Here is a 16,562-nt window from a genome sequence, read left to right on the forward strand (position 1 = left end):
TCAGTCGGCTGTAAGAGCTTCCTTGTCCCCCGGCCCTGCGGCCGGATCCGGCGGCGCGGCGAGCGCCTTCGGTTGTGATTTCAGCGCGGCGTGGAGCGCGTCGCGGTCCAGCTCGCCCTCCCAGCGGGCGACGACCAGGGTCGCCACCGCATTGCCCACGAAGTTGGTCAGCGCCCGGCACTCGCTCATGAAGCGGTCGATGCCGAGGATCAGCGCCATTCCGGCCACCGGCACGCTCGGCACCACGGCCAGCGTCGCGGCCAGGGTGATGAAGCCGGCGCCGGTGATGCCCGCCGCGCCCTTGGAGCTCAGCATGGCCACCAGCAGCAGCAGCACCTGCTGCTCCAGGCTCAGCTGGATGTTCATGGCCTGGGCGATGAACAGCGCCGCCAGCGTCATGTAGATGTTGGTGCCGTCCAGATTGAACGAATAGCCCGTCGGCACGACCAGCCCGACCACCGACTTCGGCGCGCCGGCGGCTTCCAGCTTCTGCATCAGGCTGGGCAGGGCGGCTTCGGACGACGAGGTGCCGAGCACCAGCAGCAGCTCTTCCTTCAGATAGCCGATCAGCTTGAAGATCGAGAAGCCGTTGGCGCGGCAGACGAGGCCGAGCACGCCCAGCACGAAGACCAGCGAGGTCAGGTAGAAGGTGGCGATCAGGGCGATCAGATTGGCGATCGACGCCAGCCCATAGGCCCCGATGGTGAAGGCGAAGGCCCCGAAGGCCCCGATCGGCGCGGCCTTCATCAGGATGGCGACCAGGCGGAAGATCACCTGGCTCAGCGACTCCAGCGCCCGCACCACCGGCTGGGCCGGCGCGCCGACGATAGCCAGCGAGATGCCGAACAGGATCGACACGAACAGGGTCTGCAGGATGTTGCCCTCGACGAAGGCGCTGATCAGCGTCGTCGGGATGATCCCGGTCAGGAAGCCGACGATGGTCGTCTCATGCGCGGCGTCGGCGTACTGGGCCACAGCTCCGGCGTTCAGCGTCGCGGGATCGATATTCAGTCCCCGGCCCGGCTGGACCACATTGGCGATGATCAGGCCCACGATCAGGGCCAGGGTCGAGAAGACGAAGAAGTAGGCGAACGCCTTGCCGGCCACCCGGCCGACGCGTTTCAGGTCGCTCATCCCGGCGATGCCGGTCGAGATCGTCAGGAAGATCACCGGGGCGATGATCATCTTCACCAGCTTGATGAAGGCGTCGCCCAGCGGCTTCAGGTCTTTGCCCAGTTCCGGCCAGAAATGGCCGATCAGCCCCCCGGCGACGATGGCCGCGAGGACGAGCACGTACAGGCTACGGTACCAGGGCTTGCGCGCGGCGCCTGCCTCCGGCGTGGATGCAATCTGGATCAAAAGACCCTCCCGAAGAGACCGCTTGCCGGTCCCGGTTCGATTCACCGTCTGATGCGGTGACGTGGGGTCATTATCGTGAGCCCCGGTCCGGCCTCGCAAGCGAAAGGCCAGAATCGTCTACCGCATTGACTTCCCTAAGCTTACTGACCATTTCGCGGTTGCAAAAAACGCGATTTGAGCGGGTTTCCGCACACGCCGTCTCGACATATGTGCGAAATCCCGCATTAGTCCTTCCATGCCCCGTTTTCTCGATTCCGCACAGGGCCAGTGGCGGGTCTTCGCCGTCTTCTGGCTGGTCATCGCGGTCGTCGTCGCCATGGTCGCGGGCGAGGTCGCGCGGCGAGAGGCCCGGGCCGAGGCCCTGCGTCAGGCGGCCACCGCCACGGCCCTGCACGCCGCCGTCCTGCGCAGCGAACTGGAGCGGCATCGCTCCCTGCCGATGGTCCTGGCCCAGGATCCCGACCTGCAGGCCCTGCTGGCCCGCCCGGACGCCGAGGCCGTCGATCGGCTGAACCGCAAGTTCGAGGGGCTGACGCGCGAGACCCGCGCCGCCGTCATCTATGTGCTGGACGCCCGCGGCCTGGCCCTGGCCGCCAGCAACTGGAACCAGCCGATCAGCTTCGTCGGCTCCGACTACCGCTTCCGGCCCTATTTCTACGAGGCCATGCGCGACGGTCAGGCCAGCTTCTTCGCCCTGGGCACGGTCAGCGGCCGTCCCGGCCTCTACCTCTCGCGCCGCATCGCGGGCGCCGACGGACGCCCCCTCGGCGTCATCGTCGCCAAGGTCGAGTTCGACGCCTTGGAGACCGAGTGGCGCGCCTCGGGCGAGCCGACCTATGTCACCGACGGCGACGGCGTGGTGCTGATCACCACTGTCTCCGACTGGCGGTTCCACACCACCGGCGCCCTGCGGCCCGACCGCCGCCGGCGTCTGGCCGTCGACCAGACCGCGGGGCGCGCCGACCTGTCGGCCCTGCCCTTCGAAGCGCTCGCCCCCGGCCTGATCCGCCTGTCCCGCAACGTGCCGCCCGATCTCTACGCCCGCGCCTCCGCCCCGATCCCGGACCTCGGCTGGCGGCTGCATCTGCTGTCGCCGGCCGGCGCCGCCATCAGCCGGTCGATCATGGTCGCGCGGGTCGTCGCCCTGCTCAGCGTCGCCCTTCTGGCGGGTCTGACCGGCATCCTGCTGCGCCGCCGCCAGCGCGCCATCGCCAAGGCCGCCGAGGACGTCGCCGCCCGCATCGACCTGGAGCGTCAGGTCGATACCCGCACCGCCGAGCTGCGCGCCGCCAATGACCAGTTGAACCTCGAGATCGAGGAACGCCGCCGTCTCGAAAAGGGCCGGCAGGACCTGCAGGACGAACTGATCCAGGCCAACAAGCTGGGCACCCTGGGCCAGATCGCGGCGGGTGTGGCGCATGAGATCAACCAGCCCATCGCCGCCATCCGCACCCATGCCGACACGGCGTCCGTCTATCTGGAGCGGCAGGACACGGACGGCGCCAACCGCGCCCTGACCCGCATCGGCGAACTGACCCAGCGTGTCGGCGCCATCACCGACGAACTGCGCGCCTTCTCGCGCAAGACCCGCTCCGGCGCCGTGCCGGTCAGCGTCGAGGCGGCCATCGACGGCGCCCTGCTTCTGGTCGGCGCCCGGCTGCGCGAACGCGGGGTGACGCTCCAGCGCGGCCGCGTCCCCGCCGGCCTTGAGGTGCGGGCCGAGCGCAACCGCCTCGAACAAGTCGTCCTCAACCTGCTGCAGAACGCCATCGAAGCTCTGGAGGGCGTCCCCTCCCCGGTCATCGACATCTCGGTCACCGTCCGGGCGGGCAAGGTCACCGTGCGCATCTCCGACAACGGCCCCGGCGTCTCGCCCGAGGTGCTGGACCGACTGTTCACCCCCTTCACCACCGACAAGCGCGACGGGATGGGCCTGGGTCTCGTCATCAGCCGCGACATCGTCGCCGGCTTCGGTGGCGAACTGATCCACGAACCCACCCCCGAAGGCGCTGTCTTCAAGATCGTACTGGCGAAGGCCGCATGAGTTTCCAGCCCTGCAACCGCGTCGCCCTGGTCGAGGATGACGACGCCTTCCGCGCCGCCTTGGCCGAGCGGCTGGGCCTGTCCGGCCTGGCGATCTCCGAGTTCGCGTCCGGCGACGCCGCGCTGAAGGCGCTGGACGCCCGTTTCGACGGCGTGGTGGTCACCGACCTGCGCATGCCGGGCCTCGACGGGCGTCAGCTGGTCGACCGCCTCGCGGTGCTTGATCCCGATCTTCCCGTCGTCGTCATGACCGGCCACGGCGACATCGCCGAAGCCGTCGATGTGATGAAGCGCGGCGCCTACGACTTCCTGGCCAAGCCCTTCGCCCCCGAACGCCTGCTGGAGACCCTGAACCGGGCGCTGGAGAAGCGGGCCCTGGTGCTGGACAACCGCCGCCTCGCCACCCTGGCCATGGACGACGAATGGTCCATTCCGCTCAGCGGCGAGAGCCGGGCCGTCACCGCCCTGCGCGCCGCCATCCAGCGCCTCGCCGACGCCGAGGTCGATGTCCTGATCGAGGGCGAGACCGGGGCGGGCAAGGAGGCCGTCGCCCGCGCCATCCACAACGCCGGCCGTCGCCGGGTGAAGCCCTTTGTCGCCGTCTCCTGCGCCACCCTGCGCGAGGACGGGCTGGAGAGCCAGCTGGTCGGCCACGCCGCGGGCGCCTTCCCCGGCGCACTGCGCCGCCGCGAGGGCCAGATCGAGCAGTCGCACCAGGGCAGCCTCTTCCTGGACGAGATCGACCTGGCCCCCCGCGCCGCCCAGCTTCTGCTGCTGCGGGTGCTGGAGGAGCGCGAGGTCATGCCCCTGGGCGCGGGCGAGGCCCATGCGCTGGACCTGCGCATCGTCGCCGCCACCAAGGCCGATCCGGCGGAGGCCGTGGCGCGCGGCGACCTGCGCGAAGACCTGTTCTATCGGCTCAACGTGGTGCGCGTGCGCATCCCGCCCCTGCGCGAGCGGCGCGAGGACGTGCCCCTGCTGTTCGCCCGTTTCCTGGACCGCGCGGCGCGACGTTTGGGCCGGGACATCCCGCCCATCGACCACGCCATCCGCCGTCGCCTGCTGGAGCACGACTGGCCGGGCAATCTGCGCGAACTGTCCAACTACGCCAGCGAGGTCGCCGTCGGCATCGCCGCCCCGACCGAACGGCTGGAGACCGACCGTAGCCTGTCCAGACAGGTGCAGGACTACGAGGCCGAACTGATCCGCGAGGCCCTGACCGCCCACAGCGGCGATATGCGCCGGGTCACTGACAGCCTGAAGATCCCGCGCAAGACCCTGTACGACAAGATGGCCCGTCACGGCATCCAGCCGTCAGAGCACCGGCGGCGCTAGCGGAGCGTATCCAGCCCCACCGCGACCGCCCCCATCGGCCCGGCCATCGCGCCCAGGCCCGGCGGCTGAACGAAGGCGTCGATGTCGGCGGCGATGGCGCCCGCCACGCCATAGCCCGCCAGGCTCTCGACCAGCGAGGCGCGCAGGCGTTCAAACAGCCACGGCTGACCGTCGGCCACCCCGCCGCCGATCAGGATGCGCTGCGGACAGGCCGTCAGCACCACGTTGTGCAGCATCCCGCCCAGCGCGTGCACGACCATGTCCCAGGCCGGATCGTCCGGCGTCAGCTCTCCGCCCGGCCGCCCCGCGCGCGCCTCCACCGCCGGTCCGGACGCCAGCCCCTCGACGCAGTCGCCGTGGTAGGCGCAGACCCCCGGCCAGGCGTCCCCCGGCAGCCGCCCGACCTTCAGATGCCCGACCTCCGGATGGCCCAGCCCGCGCACGGTCCGCCCGTTGATCACCAGCCCCACGCCGATCCCGGTGCCCACGGTCGCATAGGCGTGGCTGTCCAGCCCCCGCGCCGCGCCCCACCGCCCCTCGGCCAGCGCCGCGCCGTTCACGTCCGTATCCAGTCCGACCGGCACGCTGAAGTCCCGGTGCAGCATGTTCAGGTCGGCCCAGCGCCAGGCCAGCTTGGTCGTCTCGGTGATGTGCCCGTATTTCGGCGCGCGCGGGTCCAGCTCCACTGGCCCGAAGCTGGCGATGCCGATGGCGGCGAAGCCCGGCCCGGCCGCCCAGCGCTCCAGCACCGCGCGAATGGCGCCCAGCGTCTCCTCCGGCGTGGTCGTCGGCAGGCGGACTTCGTCGCGGATGTCGTCTGGTCCCGACGCCAGCACGCAGACGCATTTGGTGCCGCCCAGTTCGATGCCCGCGATCAGCGGCGATCCGAATCCCGTGTCCATGGCGGCACCCTGCCGCGTCGCGCCTCATTCCGCCATGCCCCGACAGGCCGGTGCGGGCTTGGCGCCGCGTGATTCAACCGTCACTGGTAGGCCATGGGGCGGGACGACATTCTGGACTGGCTGGAGGCCGAGGCCATCCACATCCTGCGCGAGACCGTCGCGGGGACCGAGCGTCCGGTCATGCTGTTCTCGGGCGGCAAGGACTCCGCGGTCATGCTGCATCTGGCCCGCAAGGCCTTTCATCCCGCGCCGCCGCCCTTTCCCCTGCTCCACGTCGATACGATGTGGAAGTTCGAGGCCCTGTACGCCTTCCGCGACGCCGCCGCGGCGGCCGCCGGCCTGCCCCTGATCGTTCACCGCAATCCGGAGGCGCAGGCCGCCGGGATCAATCCCTTCAGCCACGGAGCCGCGGTCCACACCGACCTCTGGAAGACCCAGGGGTTGAAACAGGCGCTCGACGCGGGCCGGTTCGACGCGGCCTTCGGCGGCGCCCGCCGCGACGAGGAGAAGAGCCGCGCCAAGGAGCGCATCGTCTCCGTCCGCACCGCCGCCCACGGCTGGGACCCGCGCGACCAGCGGCCCGAGCTCTGGAGCCTCTACAACACGCGCCTGAGCCAGGGGCAGACGCTGCGCGTCTTCCCCCTCTCCAATTGGACCGAGCTCGACGTGTGGCGCTACGTCCTGCGCGAAGGCGTCGCCGTGCCCGACCTCTACCTCGCCGCCGACCGCCCGGTGATCGACCGCGACGGCGTCCTGCTTCTGGCCGAGGATGCGCGCCTCCGCCTCCTGCCCGGCGAGACGCCGGTCGTGCGCCGCGTCCGCTTCCGCACCCTCGGCTGCTGGCCCCTGACCAGCGCCGTCGAGAGCCGGGCCGACACCCTTCAGGACGTGGTCGCCGAGATCGCCGCCGCCACCGCCTCCGAACGCCATGGCCGCGCGATCGACCACGACCCCGCCGCCTCCATGGAGCGCAAGAAGCGCGAGGGCTATTTCTGATGGTCCCCGTTCCGATGTCCCCCGTCCCGATGTCCCCCGTGCGCGTGATCGCCTGCGGTTCGGTGGATGACGGCAAGTCGACCCTGATCGGCCGCCTGCTGCACGACGCGGGGGCGGTCTCCGTCGACCATCTGGCCGCCCTGGGCCCCGATCCGGACCTGTCGCTTCTGGTCGACGGCCTCGCCGCCGAGCGCGAGCAGGGCGTCACCATCGACGTGGCCTGGCGCGCCTTCGATCTGGGAGAGCGCCGCTTCATTCTCGCCGATGCGCCGGGGCATGATCAGTACACCCGCAACATGGCCACCGCCGCCTCCACCGCCGACGCGGCCGTGGTGCTGATCGATGCGCGCAAGGGCGTCCTGACCCAGACACGGCGCCACACCCGCATCCTCGCCCTCATGGGCGTCCGCCGCCTGCTGCTGACGGTCAACAAGATGGACCTCGCCGGCTGGTCGCAGGAGGTCTTCGAGGAGGTCGCCGCCGACTACCGCGCCTTCGCCGCGGACTTGGGCCTCGACGACGTGACCCCCATCCCCATCAGCGCCCTGACCGGCGCGGGCGTCACCCGCCGGATCCCCGCCATGGCGTGGCATGACGGCCCGACCCTATCGCAATGGCTGGCCCAGACCCCCGCGCCGAGCCCGACCGACGGCCCCTTCCGCCTGCCGGTCCAGATCGTCCTGCGCGACGGCGAGGCCCGCGCCTTCGCGGGCCGGGTCGCGGGCGGCGCGATCCGGCCCGGCGATCCCCTGCGCGTCCTGCCGTCCGGCGCGGAGGCCGCCGTGGCCTCCATCAACGGCCCCGACGCCGCGACCGCCCGCGCGGGACAGTCGGTCAGCCTGACGCTGGATCGTCCCATCGAGGTGTCGCGCGGCGACTGGCTGATCTCGCCCGACGCCCCGCCCGCCGTCGCCGACCAGTTCGAGGCCCATCTGGTCTGGATGTCGGATCAGCCGCTGCTGCCCGGCCGCACCCATGACCTGAAGATCGGAACCGCGACCGTTCCGGCCCGGGTCATGGAGATCCGGCATCGTGTCGATCCCGACAGCGGCGAGGCCCTGGCCGCCCGCACCCTGGGCCTTAACGAGATCGGCCTCGTCACCCTGTCGCTCGATGCGGCCGTGCCTTTCGAGCCTTACGCCGCCAGCCGGGAGCTGGGCGGCTTCATCCTGATCGATCGCATGACTGCGGCCACGGCGGGGGCGGGCATGATCCGCTTCGCCCTGCGCCGGGCGACCAACATCCGGCCCCAACCCCTGTCCATCAGCCGCGCCGACCGCGCCGCGCTCAAGGGCCAGACGCCGCTCGTCCTCTGGTTCACCGGCCTGTCCGGCGCGGGCAAGTCGACCATCGCCGACCGGGTCGAGCAGCGCCTGCTGGAACGGGGCTTCCACTCCGCCCTTCTGGACGGCGACAATGTGCGCGGCGGCCTGAACCGCGACCTCGGTTTCACCGACGCCGACCGGGTCGAGAACATCCGCCGCGTGGCCGAGGTGGCCCGGCTGATGACCGACGCCGGCCTGATTGTCCTGGTCGCCTTCATCTCGCCCTTCCGGGCCGAGCGCGAAATGGCCCGCGCCCTCATGGAACCCGGCGAGTTCCTGGAGATCCACATCGACCTCCCGCTGACGGTCGCCGAGGCGCGCGACGTGAAGGGCCTCTACGCCCGGGCGCGGGCGGGCCAGCTGGCCAATTTCACCGGCGTCGACAGTCCGTATGAGCCGCCCCCGGCCCCGGACCTGCGGATCGACACCACCGCCTGCTCGCCCGATCAGGCCGCTGATCTGGTCATGGAGCTGGTCCTCAGGACCCAGCGCCCCGGCTGAAGCGCCACTTCATCGCCAGCACGCCCGCCGCCATCACCAGCGCGCAGGCGTTCGCCACCGCCACCGGCCAGGCCGAGGTCATGACGCCGTAGATGGTCCAAAGCACGAAACACGTCACTGTCAGGGAATAGGTCTTCAGCGACACCGCCGAGGCGTCACGCTCCTTCCAGATCTTGAGCATCTGGGGCGCGAAACTGGTGATCGAGCACAGCGCCGCCGCCGTGCCGACAGCATTGGCGATCAGGTCGCTCACGACGCCTTGCGCCGCGTCGGCGTCTTGCGCTCTTTCGGCGGCGTAGCCTTGTCCGGCTGGGCGGCTTCGACATCGTCGATCCGCCGCCCGCGCCGCCCCTTGATCGGCGCGGCGGGCTTGCCCTGATGCACCGCGATGCCCCGCGCCTCGACCTCCATCAGGATGGCGTCCAGCTCCCGCTCGGTCAGATGCTCGATGCCGATGAAGCGCGAGTCCGCCTGCTTCACCGCGAACACCAGCTCGTCCAGCTTGGCCTGCATGGCCGCCCCGTCACGGTTCTGGGTGTTCTGGATCAGGAACACCATCAGGAAGGTGATGATGGTCGTGCCGGTGTTGATCACCAGCTGCCAGGTCTCGTTGAACTTGAAGATCGGCCCCGTCGCCGCCCACACCAGCACGATCCCGCAGCAGGCGATGAAGGTCCACGGCTTGCCGGCGACCTTCGCCGTCAGGGTGGCGAATTTGACGAACAGCTTTTCCATGGCTGCTCAACCCCGGGAAATGGTGAAGGTTGCGTGGGTGGCGAGCCGATCCGACAGGGTGCAGGGAAGTGACTAGTGGTTAGTGATTAGTGGATCGCAGCTTCACGTCTGGCGGCCTTCCTCGCACGGGTGGCGCGGCGGCCACCCACTAATCACTAACCACTAATCACTTCCCACGCGCCGCCGCCGGACCTCAGTCCCTCGGCGCCTGTGGCGCCCGCCGCGCGTGGGTCAGTTGCTCGAACGCATAGCCCAGCGACAGGACCTTCGCGTCCTCCCACTTCCCGGCCATGAAGCTGATCCCGACCGGCATGCCCCGGTCGAAGCCCATCGGCACGGTCAGGTGCGGATAGCCCGCCACCGCCGCCAGCCGGCTGGCCGAGCCCTGCATGTTGTCCTCGTCCTCGCGGTCGTTGGTCCAGGCGCGGGAGGTCGTCGGCGCGATCAGGGCGACCACGGCGTTGTCCGCCATCATCTTGTCGATCCCCTCGGGTCCCGCCGCCCGCAGCGAGCTGGCCCGCGCGTTGACATAGACCGGATCCTCCAGCCCGGTCGTCGCCTCGGCGCGCAGGAACAGCTCCTGCCCGAACAGCACCGTCTCGCGCGGCTCCGCCGTGTTGAAGGCGATCAGGTCCGCCAGGGTCCGCGTCTTCACCTGCGCCGGGTCGGTCGAGGCCAGATAGGCGTTCAGGTCGACCTTCAGCTCGCTCATCAGCACCTGCAGCTCCCAGGTCCCGATATTGCGCCAGTCGGCGGGCGGCTCGGTGATGTCGACGATCACCGCCCCAGCGTCGCGCATCACCTGCAGGGACCGCTCGAATTCGGCCCGCGTCTGCTCCGAATAGGAGGGCAGCAGGAAGCGCATCACCCCGATCCGCGCGCCGCTCAGCGACCGCGCATCCAGCGCCCGGGCGTAGTCGGTCTTGCGCGCATCCGCCTCGGCCGTCGCGGCGTCCAGCGGGTCGCTGCCCGCGATCACCGTCAGCACCCGCGCCGCGTCCTCGACCGTCGTCGTGATCGGCCCGGCGGTGTCCTGCGAATGGCTGATCGGCACGATGTGGGTCCGGCTCACCAGCCCCACCGTCGGCTTGAATCCCACCACCCCGTTCACCGAGGCCGGACAGGTGATCGACCCGTCCGTCTCGGTCCCGATCGCCAATTCGGCCAGACCGGTGGCGACGGCCACCGCGCTTCCGGAAGACGACCCGCACGGGGTCCGCTCCAGGTCATAGGGATTGCGGGTCTGACCGCCGATCGCGCTCCAGCCGCTGATCGAATTGTTCGAGCGGATGTTGGCCCACTCGGACAGGTTGGCCTTGCCCAGCAGAATAACCCGCGCGGCCCGCAGCCGGGTGACGATCGGCGCGTCCCGCCCCGGCGCATTGTCCGCCAGAGCCAGCGAGCCCGCCGTCGTCGGCATGTCCGCCGTCTCGATATTGTCCTTCAGGACCAGTCTGCGACCGCTGATTTCGGTCAGCGGCGCGTCGGGCGTGGCCACCATGACGGCGCCTGGCAGCATCGGCGCCAGAACCTCGGGCGCGCTCCAGCGGATCATGCTTCCCGCGCGCCGGTCGTAGGCCTGGTACTGGGCCATGACGTTCTCCGCCGTCAGCGGCGGCCGCAGGGGGATGCTGATCACCGGCTCGCGCGTCACATGGACTTCGGGGGCTGTCTGCGCCTCCGCCCCGCCCGCCGTCAGCATCAGCAGCGCCGCGGCGGCCCCCGCCCCCGTCAACATCCGCTCATCCCGGCGAAAGCCGGAACCCAGTGCTTTGGGCGATGGCCGCCCGTCGCTTCGCGTCGTCATCGATCCATTCCCCCAACGGCGTCTCAACAAAAGAACTGGGTTCCGGCTTTCGCCGGGATGAGCGGAGTTCTGGCTATTGCGTATGCGACCGCGACCCGATCGTCCGGTCCAGGAAGTCCAGATAGGTCCGCCACTGCTGCAGCTGACGCTCGTTGCCGCGCACCCCGTGACGCTGCCCCGGATACAGCATCAGCTCGAACGGCTGGCTGTTCTGCTGCAGGGCGTTGATCACCCGCGTCGAGTTTTCCAGGATGACGTTGTCGTCGGCCATGCCGTGCATCAGCAGCAGCCGACCAGTCAGGTTCGGCAGGCGCGGAATGACGTCCGAAGCGGCGTAGCCTTCGACGTTGGCCTGCGGCGTCGACATGTAGCGCTCGGTATAGGCGGTGTCGTAGAGGCCCCACTCGGTCGGCGGAGCCCCGGCCAGCGCGCCGGCCAGTCCCATCTTCGGCTCGGTCGCCGCCATCAGGGTCATGAAGCCGCCGTAGGACCAGCCCATCATGGCGATGCGGTCGTCATCCACAAAAGGCAACGATCTCAGATAGTCAGCCGCCAGAACCTGATCCTCGATCTCAGGCTGACCCATGCGCAGATACAGCGCCTGTTTGAACGCCGCCGAGCGGTCGCCCTCTCCGCGGTTGTCGAGGCGGAAGACGATGTATCCAGCCTCAGTCAACAGTTGATTGGTGGCCGACTGCCAGCCGCGCTTGACCCCGCCGCCCGACGGTCCGCCGTACACCTGCATGACCACCGGATAGGTCTTCGTCCGGTCGAAGCCGGGCGGCGTGGTCATCTGCCAGACCAGGGTCTCGCCATGGCTTTCCAGCGTGCCGAAGGTCACTTCACCCCGGCGCGAGGCGAACGGATAGGCCGGGTGACCCGGCTGCAGACGGTTCTCCTCGATCCAGCGGATGCGCGTGCCGTCGGCCCGGTACAGGGCCGACTGCATCGGCGTGTTCAGGTCGGTGTAGTTGCCGACGAAGGCGGTGCCCGTCTTGTTCATCGACGCGCTCCACCAGCCGCCGGCGGAGGTCACCGCCACCGGCGTCATGGTCCGGCGCAGCGAAGCCCGGAACAGTTGCTGCTCGATCGGCTGCTCACGCCCGTCGCGCATCGAGGCGGTGAAGAAGACATCGCCGGTGCGCTGGTCGACCCCTGCCAGGCTCTTGATCGGATACTGGCCCTGGGTGATCGCGCGCAGGCGGCGGCCGTCGCGGTTGTACAGATACAGGTGCTTCCAACCGGTCTCTTCCGACGACCACAGGAAGTCGCCGTTATCCAGCGCCTTAAAGTCGTGGTTCAGCGGGACCCAGGCGTCCGACCGCTGGCTGACGATCACACGCGAGGCGCCCGTGGCCGGATCGACGCTCAGCAGGTCCAGGGTCTTCTGGTTCCGCGACAGTCGCTGCACATAAAGGGTCCGGCCGTCCGCCGACCAGTTCACCCGCGCCAGGTAGATGTCATTGTCCGCGCCCAGATCGACCTTGATCCGCTGACCGCTCTGGCGGTCGTGGACGTACAGCTCGACCACCGCGTTCGGACGGCCCGCGCGCGGATAGCGCTGCTCCACCGTCGAAGCGCCGCCGCCGGTGATGTCCAGGCGCGGGATGATGTCGACGGTCGACTCGTCGGTGTGCTGCAGGGCGATGAACCGCTCGTCCGGGCTCCACCAGTAGCCGGTGTCGCGGTCCAGCTCCTCCTGGGCGATGAACTCCGCCGTGGCCCAGGTCTTCAGCCCGTCGCCGTCGCTGGTGACCGCCGTCTCGGTGTTCGTGGCCAGGTCGTAGACCACCAGGTCCTGGTCCCGCACGAACGAGACGAAATTGCCCTTGGGCGAGACCTTGGCGTCGATCTCGTCGGCCTCGGTCTCGGTCAGGCGGCGTACCTGCCCCCCTTCCCGCGCGGCCAAGAAGATGTCGCCCTCCAGCGGCGCCAGGATGTAGCGGCCCTGCTCGTCCCAGGAATACTCGACCACGCCGCGCGCGCTGATCCGCATCCGCTCGCGGCGCGCCTTCTCGGCCTCGGACAGTTCGCCCGCGTCGGGAACCAGCGCCCGCGCGTCGATCAGCTTGAACGGCTCGCCCGGGCCCGTCGGCGCGGCCCACAGGTCCTGCACCTCCACGTCGTCGGGGCGCGAGCGCAGGAAGGCCACCAGTTCCCCGTCCGGCGACAGGCTGACGCCCTTGGCCACGGGGCCGGACAGCGACGGGTTCGCGAACACCCGCTCCGGCGTCAGGATCGCGCTGTCGGCGGTCGCGGGGCCGCAGTTTGTTGCGCCATCGCGGCGGTAAACGGCGACAACGTCGCCACGAACAGGGTGGAGGCCAGCAGGATGTTTCGCATGAACGCCGCACGAAGGTTTTTTGAGTTGCCGGGACGCTAGAGGCGGAATCCTCCGCCGTCACCCCCCACGCCTTCCAACGGCCGTCCTGCCAAATGCCGTCGCCGCGACACCCGATCCCTTCCCCCTGCCGCCCGCACCCCCTAAGAAGCGCCGCAATGACCGACGCCGTCGCCCCTCCCCCCGCCAAGGCCTCGCCCTTCCACGAACTCGAGGTCCTGTCCGTCCATCATTGGACCGACCAGCTGTTCAGCTTCCGCATCGCCCGTCCCGAGGACTTCCGTTTCCGCTCGGGCGAGTTCGTGATGATCGGCCTGCCCGGCGAAGACGGCGGCAAGCCGGTGCTGCGCGCCTATTCCATCGCCAGCCCGCACTGGGACGAGGAGCTGGAGTTCTTCTCCATCAAGGTCCCCGACGGCCCCCTGACCTCGCGTCTGCAGAAGATCCAGGTCGGCGACACCGTCCTAATGGGCAAGAAGCCGACCGGCACCCTGGTGCTGGACGCCCTGACCGGCGGCGAGCGCCTCTGGCTGATCGGCACCGGCACGGGCCTGGCCCCCTGGCTCTCGGTCGCCCGCGATCCGGACACCTACAGCCGCTTCGGCCAGGTCATCGTCTGCCACACGGTGCGCAACGTCGCCGACCTCGCCTACCGCGACTTCTTCACCCACGGCATCCACGAGGATCCGCTGGTCGGCGACGAGGCCAAGGCCCAGCTGACCTACTACCCCACCGTCACCCGCGAGCGGTTCGAGACCCCGGGACGGATCACCGACCGGATCAAGTCCGGCGACGTCTTCGCCGACCTGGGCCTGCCCATCGGCTTCTCTCCCAATACGGACCGCGTCATGCTGTGCGGCTCGATGGCCATGATCAAGGAGACCGGCGAACTGCTGGAAACCTACGGCCTCAAGGAGGGCTCGAACGCCGAGCCCGGCGACTATGTTCTGGAGCGCGCCTTTGTCGGTTGACCTGAAAGACACCCGGACCGTGGTCGCGCCCGAGGTTCTGGGCATCGACGCCCGCGTCGCCCCCGAGGCCTGCCTGTCGATGGCCGAGGTCCGCCACGGCGTCGACGCCCTGGACCGCGCCCTCGTCACCCTCCTGGCCGAGCGCCAGCGCTACATGAACGCCGCCGCCCGCATCAAGCCGAGCCGCGACGTCGTCCATGACGACGCCCGTATCGAGGACGTGGTCGCAAAGGTCCTCGCCGCGGCGGGCGCCGCCGGACTGTCGCCGGACATCGCCGAGCCCGTCTGGCGCACCCTCGTCGACCGCTGCATCGCCCACGAATTCAGCGTCTGGGACAAGACGCGGGGCTAGTGTTCCTTCCCCCTCTTGTGGGAGGGGAACAGCGAAGCGGTGGAGGGGGTCTTTCAGCCCCTCAAACTTCTCAGCATCAGCTCGTGCCGATAGGCCGCCACGTCGCCCAGGGCGATCTCCAGCTGATCCCGCACCCGGTCCAGCAGCGGCGGCGCGGACGCCCTGTCCGCCGCCTCCGCCGCCTGACAGGCCTGCGCCAGGGTGTCCGCGCCTATGCCCGCCGCCGCGCCGCGGATCGTGTGCACGGCGTCGCGCCAGCCCTCTTCCCGTACATCCAGCATCGGCGACCACATCGTCGCCTGCTGGCCGAACAGGCCCAGCACCTCGTCGGTGATGGAATCCTCGCCGCCGGTCATCCGCTCCAGCACGTCGAAGTCGACCGCCCCGGACAGGTCCCGGCGCGCCATCAGGCCGCCGTCTCCTCGCCCTTGGCCAGCCGCGAGTTCCGCGACGACCACACCAGGTAGATGACCAGGCCCACGCCGTTCCAGATGAAGAAGGCCGTCTGGGTGAAGGGCTTCAGGCTGAAGAAGAACAGCAGGCAGCCGATCACCGTGATCGCGCCGACCAGCCACCAGAGCGGGGCCTTGAACACCCGCTTGCGGCCCGGCTCGCGCAGGCGCAGCACGATCAGGCTCACGCCCACGGCGGCGAAGGCGCACAGGGTCCCGGCGTTGGCCAGCGAGGCCAGCTCGTCCAGCGGCAGCAGACCGGCCAGGATGGCCACCACGATGGCGGTGAAGACGGTGACCACCGCCGGCACGCCCCGGCTCGACACCTTGGCCAGGCTGCGCGGCAGCAGGCCGTCGCGGGCCATGCCCAGGAAGATCCGGCTCTGGCCGAACAGGAAGGCCAGCAGCACCGTCGGCAGGGCGATCACCGCGGCCCCGGCCACCAGCTGCGCCGCCCAGTTCGAACCCAGTTCACGCAGGATCAGCGACAGCGGCTCGGTGCTGGAGGCGAACTCCGACACCGGTCGCGCCCCGATCGCGGCCGCCGCGACCAGCAGGTACAGGGCCGTGCACACCAGCATCGAGCCGACGATGCCGATCGACAGGTCGCGCTCGGGCCGTTTGGTCTCCTCGGCCGCCGTCGAGATGGCGTCGAAGCCGTAGAAGGCGAAGAAGATGATCGCCGCCGCCGCCATCACCCCGGTCTGGGCGACCGCGGGCTGGCCGGTGATCTGCTCCCAGAACGGAATCTGCGGCGCGCCGAAGCCGTTGGGCATGAAGGGAGTGAAGTGGGCCGCGTCGAACTTCGGCAGGGCGATGGCCACGAACACCGCCAGGGCGGCGATCTTCACCAGCACCAGGATGACGTTGACCGTGGCGCTCTCGCGCGTGCCCAGCAGCAGCAGGCCGGTGACCACGGCGATGATGAACACCGCCGGCAGGTTGATGATCCCGCCCGCGTGCGGCCCGGCCGTCAGCGCCGTCGGCAGGTCGATGCCCAGGCCGTGCAGGAAGGGCGTGGCGTAGCCGGCCCAGCCGACCGCCACGGCCGACACCACCAGCGAATATTCCAGGATCAGGCTCCAGCCCACGATCCAGGCGACGGCCTCGCCCAGGACGGCGTAGGAATAGGTGTAGGCGCTGCCCGCCGCGGGCATCATGGTCGACAGCTCGGCATAGGCCAGCGCCGCGCAGGCGCAGACCAGCCCCGCCAGGGCGAAGCTGACCATCACCGCCGGACCGGCCAGGCCGGCGCCCACGCCGATCAGGGTCAGGATGCCGGTGCCGACGATGGCCCCGACGCCCAGCGCCATCAGGTGCGGCCAGCCCAGCGTCTTCTTCAGCGCCGGGCCGTCGTGCGGCGCCAGCATCGTGTCGATCGAACGGCGGCGATTCCAGAAGGCCATGGTCGCGTCTCCCCTCACCGCTCCCCGGCGGCTGATT

Annotated in this window: 14 protein-coding genes; 6 read left to right on the top strand and 8 right to left on the bottom strand. The window is 69.8% G+C overall.

Annotated elements, in window-relative coordinates:
- Entirely contained in the window at positions 1–1,350 is a 1,350-nt protein-coding gene (locus AC07NB_RS15585) for a dicarboxylate/amino acid:cation symporter (RefSeq protein ID WP_494572125.1), read from the bottom strand.
- Positions 1,351–1,594: 244 nt separating this feature from the next.
- Here AC07NB_RS15585 and AC07NB_RS15590 point away from each other — a divergent pair, with 244 nt between their 5' ends.
- Together AC07NB_RS15590 and AC07NB_RS15595 are read left to right on the top strand one after the other, a co-directional pair.
- Positions 1,595–3,403, top strand: coding sequence for a sensor histidine kinase (locus AC07NB_RS15590; RefSeq protein ID WP_494572085.1), 1,809 nt, complete (start codon positions 1,595–1,597; stop codon positions 3,401–3,403).
- Positions 3,400–4,737 carry a sigma-54-dependent transcriptional regulator gene (locus AC07NB_RS15595; protein ID WP_291833951.1) on the top strand — a complete coding sequence of 446 codons (1,338 nt, stop codon included), beginning with the start codon at positions 3,400–3,402 and terminating at the stop codon, positions 4,735–4,737. The genes AC07NB_RS15590 and AC07NB_RS15595 overlap by 4 nt, the downstream gene beginning before the upstream one ends.
- Here AC07NB_RS15595 and AC07NB_RS15600 read toward each other — a convergent pair.
- Entirely contained in the window at positions 4,734–5,639 is a 906-nt protein-coding gene (locus AC07NB_RS15600; RefSeq protein ID WP_494572084.1) for an ROK family protein, read from the bottom strand. The genes AC07NB_RS15595 and AC07NB_RS15600 overlap by 4 nt on opposite strands.
- A 93-nt stretch (positions 5,640–5,732) precedes the next feature.
- On the opposite strand from AC07NB_RS15600, the gene cysD reads away from it, so the two are divergent.
- Together cysD and cysC are read left to right on the top strand one after the other, a co-directional pair.
- On the top strand, positions 5,733–6,635 hold the full coding sequence (cysD, locus tag AC07NB_RS15605) for a sulfate adenylyltransferase subunit CysD (RefSeq protein ID WP_494572083.1): 903 nt from the start codon (positions 5,733–5,735) through the stop codon (positions 6,633–6,635).
- 29 nt (positions 6,636–6,664) lie between these two features.
- Complete coding sequence (cysC, locus tag AC07NB_RS15610; RefSeq protein ID WP_494572124.1) at positions 6,665–8,461, top strand: adenylyl-sulfate kinase; 1,797 nt, start codon at positions 6,665–6,667, stop codon at positions 8,459–8,461.
- Here the strand turns inward: cysC and AC07NB_RS15615 are convergent.
- From AC07NB_RS15615 to AC07NB_RS15630, 4 genes are all read right to left on the bottom strand, one after another.
- A complete protein-coding gene (locus AC07NB_RS15615) occupies positions 8,439–8,714 on the bottom strand; it encodes a SemiSWEET family sugar transporter (RefSeq protein ID WP_494572082.1) in 276 nt (91 codons plus the stop codon). The two genes, cysC and AC07NB_RS15615, sit on opposite strands and share 23 nt — an antisense overlap.
- Positions 8,711–9,196 carry a low affinity iron permease family protein gene (locus AC07NB_RS15620; RefSeq protein ID WP_291833964.1) on the bottom strand — a complete coding sequence of 162 codons (486 nt, stop codon included), beginning with the start codon at positions 9,194–9,196 and terminating at the stop codon, positions 8,711–8,713. The genes AC07NB_RS15615 and AC07NB_RS15620 overlap by 4 nt, the downstream gene beginning before the upstream one ends.
- A 193-nt stretch (positions 9,197–9,389) precedes the next feature.
- A complete protein-coding gene (locus AC07NB_RS15625) occupies positions 9,390–10,934 on the bottom strand; it encodes an amidase (protein WP_494572081.1) in 1,545 nt (514 codons plus the stop codon).
- Between the two features lie 142 nt (positions 10,935–11,076).
- Complete coding sequence (locus AC07NB_RS15630) at positions 11,077–13,224, bottom strand: S9 family peptidase (protein WP_494572080.1); 2,148 nt, start codon at positions 13,222–13,224, stop codon at positions 11,077–11,079.
- A 278-nt stretch (positions 13,225–13,502) separates the two neighbouring features.
- On the opposite strand from AC07NB_RS15630, the gene AC07NB_RS15635 reads away from it, so the two are divergent.
- Together AC07NB_RS15635 and AC07NB_RS15640 are read left to right on the top strand one after the other, a co-directional pair.
- Entirely contained in the window at positions 13,503–14,315 is an 813-nt protein-coding gene (locus AC07NB_RS15635) for a ferredoxin--NADP reductase (protein ID WP_291833973.1), read from the top strand.
- A gap of 79 nt (positions 14,316–14,394) precedes the next feature.
- Positions 14,395–14,667: a chorismate mutase gene (locus tag AC07NB_RS15640; protein ID WP_291833983.1), complete on the top strand. Its 273-nt coding sequence runs from the start codon at positions 14,395–14,397 to the stop codon at positions 14,665–14,667.
- A gap of 53 nt (positions 14,668–14,720) precedes the next feature.
- Here AC07NB_RS15640 and AC07NB_RS15645 read toward each other — a convergent pair whose 3' ends face one another.
- The gene (locus tag AC07NB_RS15645; RefSeq protein WP_291833976.1) at positions 14,721–15,074 is read right to left on the bottom strand and encodes an Hpt domain-containing protein; all 354 of its coding nucleotides are present in this window, start codon (positions 15,072–15,074) and stop codon (positions 14,721–14,723) included.
- Positions 15,074–16,525, bottom strand: a complete 1,452-nt coding sequence (locus tag AC07NB_RS15650; protein WP_492312651.1) for an amino acid permease — start codon at positions 16,523–16,525, stop codon at positions 15,074–15,076. The genes AC07NB_RS15645 and AC07NB_RS15650 overlap by 1 nt, the downstream gene beginning before the upstream one ends.
- Positions 16,526–16,562: the final 37 nt, after the last annotated feature.

It is taken from the genome of Brevundimonas sp. GW821-FHT09G01, from assembly GCF_059416065.1.

Excerpts from the sequence above, each read along its gene's own strand:
- AC07NB_RS15635 (WP_291833973.1), top strand. The coding sequence starts at position 13,503 with ATGACCGACGCCGTCGCCCCTCCCCCCGCCAAGGCCTCGCCCTTCCAC.
- AC07NB_RS15640 (WP_291833983.1), top strand. The coding sequence starts at position 14,395 with ATGGCCGAGGTCCGCCACGGCGTCGACGCCCTGGACCGCGCCCTCGTC.
- AC07NB_RS15625 (WP_494572081.1), bottom strand. The coding sequence starts at position 10,934 with ATGTTGACGGGGGCGGGGGCCGCCGCGGCGCTGCTGATGCTGACGGCG.
- AC07NB_RS15600 (WP_494572084.1), bottom strand. The coding sequence starts at position 5,639 with ATGGACACGGGATTCGGATCGCCGCTGATCGCGGGCATCGAACTGGGC.
- cysD (WP_494572083.1), top strand. The coding sequence starts at position 5,733 with ATGGGGCGGGACGACATTCTGGACTGGCTGGAGGCCGAGGCCATCCAC.
- AC07NB_RS15645 (WP_291833976.1), bottom strand. The coding sequence starts at position 15,074 with ATGGCGCGCCGGGACCTGTCCGGGGCGGTCGACTTCGACGTGCTGGAG.
- cysC (WP_494572124.1), top strand. The coding sequence starts at position 6,665 with ATGTCCCCCGTGCGCGTGATCGCCTGCGGTTCGGTGGATGACGGCAAG.
- AC07NB_RS15620 (WP_291833964.1), bottom strand. The coding sequence starts at position 9,196 with ATGGAAAAGCTGTTCGTCAAATTCGCCACCCTGACGGCGAAGGTCGCC.
- AC07NB_RS15590 (WP_494572085.1), top strand. The coding sequence starts at position 1,595 with ATGCCCCGTTTTCTCGATTCCGCACAGGGCCAGTGGCGGGTCTTCGCC.
- AC07NB_RS15650 (WP_492312651.1), bottom strand. The coding sequence starts at position 16,525 with ATGGCCTTCTGGAATCGCCGCCGTTCGATCGACACGATGCTGGCGCCG.
- AC07NB_RS15595 (WP_291833951.1), top strand. The coding sequence starts at position 3,400 with ATGAGTTTCCAGCCCTGCAACCGCGTCGCCCTGGTCGAGGATGACGAC.